Annotated in this window: 1 rRNA gene; it reads left to right on the plus strand. The window is 55.6% G+C overall.

Annotated elements, in window-relative coordinates:
- Positions 1-338 (plus strand): 16S ribosomal RNA (locus WS42_RS15040); the annotation flags it as partial.

The following is a 338-nucleotide window of genomic DNA, read 5'->3' on the forward strand; positions in this document are numbered from 1 at the left end:
TGAAACTCAAAGGAATTGACGGGGGCCCGCACAAGCGGAGGAACATGTGGTTTAATTCGATGATACGCGAGGAACCTTACCCGGGCTTGAAAGTTACTGACGATTCTGGAAACAGGATTTCCCTTCGGGGCAGGAAACTAGGTGCTGCATGGTTGTCGTCAGCTCGTGCCGTGAGGTGTCGGGTTAAGTCCCATAACGAGCGCAACCCCTACCGTTAGTTGCCATCAGGTCAAGCTGGGCACTCTGGCGGGACTGCCGGTGTAAGCCGAGAGGAAGGTGGGGATGACGTCAAATCAGCACGGCCCTTACGTCCGGGGCTACACACGTGTTACAATGGG

This window comes from Odoribacter sp. N54.MGS-14 (genome assembly GCF_000980295.1).
Lineage (GTDB): Bacteria > Bacteroidota > Bacteroidia > Bacteroidales > Marinifilaceae > Odoribacter > Odoribacter splanchnicus.